Here is a 5,382-nt window from a genome sequence, read left to right as displayed (position 1 = left end):
TTTCCGAAAACGCCGCGTCCCGGTCGGTTGCCGTCCGCTCCGGTCTTGCGGCGCCGGCCGGCCTCGGCAAGGGCGAGACTTCCGGCGCTGGCACCTTGCTCGCTTTCGCGACCGCGCCGGGCCAGGTCGCGCTCGATGGCGAGGGACTCGACAGTCCGTTCTCGACGGCGCTGGTCCGCCACCTCGGGACGCCGGGGCTTGAAGTCCAGCAAATGCTGACCCGCGTCCGCGCGGAAGTCGTGGCCTCGACCAAGGGAAAACAGGTCCCGTGGTCGAATTCCTCGCTGCTCGGCGAAATATACCTTGCAGGAAAACCTTAGGAGACTGGCGTGTCGTCCGCGCGCGGATTCCTGGACCGCAGATGGGAGACCTCGCGGGACCCGCTTCCGACGATCGCCTCAATGCGGCCCAGCACCTCATTTACGTTGCCTGGGCTGGCCGCGATGACGTCATTCCGGGGCGCGCGCTCAAGGGTCGGCATTGTCGACCCAAGACGCGTCCCGACTGGCGAGATATTCAGGTCCCCCCAGATGCGGTGGACGCGGCAGCGTTAGGTGTGCGGTGGGTCGCAGGGCGGATTGCTCTTTCGTGATATCGACGCTTGCGATGCTGCGCTCCCTCTCCCGCTCTTCCGCGGGGGAGGGTCGGGGTGGGGGAAGCTCCGGGCGAAAATCCATCGATCGGGTATCGCGGCCACACACTATTAATTAATACCGCCGATGCCGCGCCCCCACCCCGCCCTCCCCCGCGAAGAGCGGGAGAGGGAGCGAGAGGCCAATGCCCGTGGCCTGAACTGATAGGTTTCACGGAATCGGTCGTCTAGCGTTCGTCTGGCATCGAATTCGGCTGATCGCGGCCGCCCACGTCGATACCGACAATTCCGGTCATCCGGCCTTGCTGGCATGCCCCGCGGACTGCGCCCACGCCTATTTCGCTGCACTGCAACACGGAAAATGAGACTGACGCTCAAGTAACCGGGCATCCTCTTGGCCGGGCGATGCGCACTATCCGCCTTCCGCGAAAACGCGGGACCGCGTCGGAGCCTTTCAATCCGGTGTAAGGTATCCGCGCCACCAACGTCGACCAGAAACACGAATGGGAGGAATTCTATGTTGAAGGGCAGTTTGTGCCTTGCCGCGATGGCGAGCCTGTTTATGTCGGGCACCGCTTTCGCTCAGGAGAAGATCAAAGTTGGTGTCACGGCGACCTTGGAGGGCACCTACACGGTGCTCGGCGAGGACGGCATCCGCGGCTTTCAGACCGCCTTGAAGAAATTCGGCACCAATGTTGGCGACAAGCAACTCGAATTTGTGATCGCCTCGACCGACGCGACGCCCGACTCCGCAGTGCGCGCGGTTCGCAAGCTGATCGAGCAGGACAAGGTGCAGATCCTGCTTTCGCCGCTGTCCGGCGACGAAGGAATCGCGGTCAAGAATTTCGCCAAGACGCACCCGGAATTGGCGTTCGTCAACGCCGCATCGGGGGCGCAGGAAACCACCTATGTCGATCCGGCGCCGAACTTCTTCCGCTACAATATGGACGGTGCCCAGTGGCAGGTCGGCCTGGGCAAATACGCCTATGAAACCAAAGGCTATCGCAAGATCGCCACGGTGGGCGAGGACTATTCCTTCATCTACACCCAGGTGTTCGGGCTCGTGCTCGAATTCTGCGGCGCCGGCGGTCAGATCACCAGTCGGCAATGGGTGCCGCTCGGAACCAAGGATTTCGCCTCGGTCATCGCCGCGCTGCCCGACGACGTCGACGCGATTTATCTGGGACTTGGCGGCGCGGACGCCGTCAACTTCCTCAATCAATACCAGCAGGCCGGTGGCAAGGCGCATCTGCTCGGCGGCTCGATCATGGTCGACCAGACCATCCTGTCGGCCAAGGGCAACGCCAAGAACGCGCTGATCGGCACGGTCGCCGCCAGCGGCCAGGCCGATACCTGGGAAGATCCGGGTTGGCAGGCCTTCGTGAAAGACTATCAGGCCGCTTTCCCGCCGGAGAAGCGCTTCCCGAGCCCGTCTTTGCTGGCCACCAATTATTATGACTCGACGATGGCGTTGATTCTCTCGCTCCGGAAGGTCAACGGCGACCTCAGCGACAATCAGTCCAAGTTGAAGGCCGCGTTGGCCTCAATCGAGATCGATGCGCCCAACGGGAAAATCAAGCTCGACTCCAACCGTCAGGCGATCGGTACCAATTTCGTCACCGAAGTCGTCGACGACGGCAAGGGCGCCCTGTTCAGCAAGGTCGTCAAGGTCATACCGAACGTGAACCAGACGCTGGGCTACGATCCGGCGGTATTCGCCAAGATAGGCCTGCCCGGCCGCACGGTTCCCGAGTGCAAGAAGTACTGAAAACAGACCACGCGGCCGGCCCCCACCCGGGGCCGGCCATCGTTTCCGTTGCTCAAGCCCTCACTTCGGTGCGGGCAACGAACGTGTGCTTGCATTCTTCGCGGGAATGATGAACCTTATCAATAACAATAAGGCACACATCGCGGGAGGAATGCATGAGCCGGGCTGTTGCCGTCTTTCACGGCCATTTTGGCCGCGCGACGGTCTACCAGCTCAACCGTCCCTTCAACGTTCACGCGCACCGCGAGGGACATCTGATCTTTCATATCGGCGGCACGCCAGGCTGCGTGGAAGTGCTCGATCGGCCCAATCCCGTCCGCGAAGATACGGTGGTCGCGGTCAATCCGTGGGAACCGCACAATTTCCTGCCGAAAGATTTGGCAGACGGAGCGCTGTTCCTCGTGCTCTACGTCAATGCCGAGTGGTTCGCGGGCGTCCGTGGCCTGCGTTTCGGCTGCACGAAATTCGAGCGCACCGCTACATTGGACCGGAATATCCGGCGGGCGGCTTCCATGGTTTGCGGTGCTCCCTCGCTCAATGGTCTCGACGGGGAGTTGCGGAGCCTGATCGCCGCTTGCCACGAAGAGAGCTGGCGTCAGGCGGACGTTTCGCCGGACGCTCCTGCCGGCGCCGAAATCACCGACTTTCGCGTGCGCAAGTCGATCAAGCTCTTGGCCGACAACGTCGGGGCCGAGATCGAGCTCGACGCAATCGCGCGCGAATCAGGGCTTTCGCGTCCCCATTTCTACAAGCTGTTCCGCACCCAGACCGGCGTCACCCCGCACCTCTACGTCAACACGCTGCTGATGGAAAAAGCGCTGGACCACCTGGTGGCGACCGAAGTGTCGATCGCCGACATCGGCTTCGAGCTTGGCTTCTCGTCGCAGAGCGGCTTTACGCACTTCTTCGCCGCCAATGTCGGCATGGCCCCAACGGACTATCGGCGCGCCGCCAAGGTGCTCCGGGCCTGAACCCGGCAACCTGCACGCGGAAGATACTGGCGATCAAGTCGAGGCCGCATCAGACCGATATCATGGCCTGGGTCGCTGATGGCAAACTGCCGTCGCCCCTTCGGAGGACAAGAGCAGAGATGGCGTCGCGTGTTTCAGTCCATCGTCACAAATCGGCCGGCGCGGGCCGGCAGGTTGCTTGCGTCCGGACCGCGACAGGGCATGGGGGGCGCTCATGATAAAGTTCATCGAGCGCCATCCGCTGTGGGCCTTTGTCGTCCTGATCGCGATTGCGGCGGCGCTGTGGCTGGTTTTCGCGACCTGGCCGCCGGCTCTGGAGGACAGCTTCGGCAGGAAGAAGGTGTTCCTCAGCGCGGTTTTCAACGGCATCACGCTCGGCGGCCTGTATTTCCTGGTGGCGAGCGGCTTCACGCTCATCTTCGGCCTGATGCGCAACGTCAATCTCGCGCACGGCTCGCTCTATCTGTTCGGCGGCTATATCGGCTACGCGGTGAGCGTCGCGACCGGATCCTGGATGCTGAGCTTCGTCGCCGCTTTCGTCGTGGTCGCGCTGGTCGGCGTCGCCATGCAGATCCTCGTGTTTCGTCGCATAGAAGGTCAGGACCTGCGCCAGACCATGGTGACGATCGGGCTGTCGATCGTATTTGCCGACCTGATGCTGTGGGCCTTCGGCGGCGATTTCTACCAGATCCAGACGCCGAGCGCGCTGGTCGGCCCGATCGAATTGCCGTTCGTCACCGCCGTCAAGTCCTCGGGCGAGGCGGTCTACTTGCAATACCCGATGGTGCGCCTGGTCATCTTCGCAGCCTCGGTCGTCATCGGCATCGCCATGTGGCTCGGCCTCAATCGCACGCGCATCGGCATGATCGTGCGCGCAGGCGTCGATGATCGCGACATTCTGGCGGCGATGGGCGTGCGCATTCAGCTGGTGTTCGTCCTGGTCTTCGCCCTCGGCGCCGGTCTCGCCGGCATCGCCGGCGTCGTCGGCGCCACGTTTCAGTCGATCTCGCCCGGCGAAGACATCCGTTTCCTGCTCGCCTCGCTGGTCGTCGTCATCATCGGCGGCATGGGATCGATCCCCGGAGCTGCGCTCGGCGCGCTCATCGTCGGCCTCGCCGAGCAGCTCGGCTCGGTCTACATTCCGACCTACGCCATCGTTGTGACGTTTCTGATCATGGTGCTCGTGCTGGCCATCAGGCCGCAGGGCTTGCTGGCGGGGCGCTAGCGATGTCGGTGACGCAGGACGCGCGACTTCAGCCCGAGCCGGCCGCGGCGGCGGCGATGAGCGGTCTTGCCGGCGCGGATTTCGGTAACCCCGTCGCCTGGGTCATAGCCTTCGTCCTGATCGTCATGCCTCTCATCGCCAACGGCTTTTTCCTGGTGGAGATTTTCGGCACCACGCTTATTCTCGGCGTCGTCGCGCTGAGCCTGATGTTTCTGGCCGGCTACGGCGGCATGGTCAGCCTGATGCAGCTGACGATCGCGGGCTTTGCCGGCTACATGACGGCGGTGCTCGGCGCCAGCGGCAACGCCAACATCAGCCTCGGATGGCCATGGTGGCTCGCGACACCGGTGGCGCTTGCTTTGGCGACATTGTTCGGCACCATCGGCGGGGCGCTCGCGGTACGCACCGAGGGCATCTATACGATCATGATCACGCTGGCGATTGCATCGGCCTTCTACTACTTCACCAACCAGAACTGGGTCATTTTCAACGGCCACACCGGCATCAACAGTGTCGTCACGCCGCATTTCTGGGGCGTCGACTGGCGCGCGGATGTCCCGTTCTATTATGTGGTACTCGCAGTGGCGGCACTTTGCTTCGGCGCGGTCAGTTATCTCTCGCGGGCGCCGTTCGGGCTGGCATTGCAAGGCGTGCGCGACAATCCCCGCCGCATGGCGGCGCTCGGGTTCAACGTCAACGCGCACCGCGTCGCCGCCTATGCATTCGCCTCGTTTTTGGCCGCACTCGGGGGTGTCTTGCAGGTCTGGAACTACCGTCAGATCTCGCCGGGTTCGGTCGGGGTCGAACGGGCGATCGACATTCTCAT

General features: G+C 63.1%; 5 protein-coding genes. All 5 read left to right on the top strand.

Annotated features, from left to right (window positions below; translation table 11 throughout):
- On the top strand, positions 1-320 hold a 320-nt coding region (locus ABSG20_RS28900), incomplete at its 5' end, for a caspase family protein (protein WP_423867876.1).
- A 789-nt stretch (positions 321-1,109) separates the two neighbouring features.
- Positions 1,110-2,360, top strand: coding sequence for an ABC transporter substrate-binding protein (locus ABSG20_RS28895; RefSeq protein ID WP_423867875.1), 1,251 nt, complete (start codon positions 1,110-1,112; stop codon positions 2,358-2,360).
- Between the two features lie 155 nt (positions 2,361-2,515).
- A complete protein-coding gene (locus ABSG20_RS28890; protein ID WP_423867874.1) occupies positions 2,516-3,331 on the top strand; it encodes a helix-turn-helix domain-containing protein in 816 nt (271 codons plus the stop codon).
- A gap of 214 nt (positions 3,332-3,545) precedes the next feature.
- A complete protein-coding gene (locus ABSG20_RS28885; protein ID WP_423867873.1) occupies positions 3,546-4,556 on the top strand; it encodes a branched-chain amino acid ABC transporter permease in 1,011 nt (336 codons plus the stop codon).
- A 2-nt stretch (positions 4,557-4,558) separates the two neighbouring features.
- Positions 4,559-5,382, top strand: an 824-nt coding sequence (locus ABSG20_RS28880) for a branched-chain amino acid ABC transporter permease (protein ID WP_423867872.1), incomplete at its 3' end; no start/stop codon positions are given.

This window comes from Bradyrhizobium sp., from assembly GCF_049512235.1.
In the GTDB taxonomy this organism is placed as follows: Bacteria; Pseudomonadota; Alphaproteobacteria; order Rhizobiales; family Xanthobacteraceae; genus Bradyrhizobium.
Note: the sequence above shows the minus strand (reverse complement) of the source record. Positions and strands in the feature narration are given on the sequence as shown.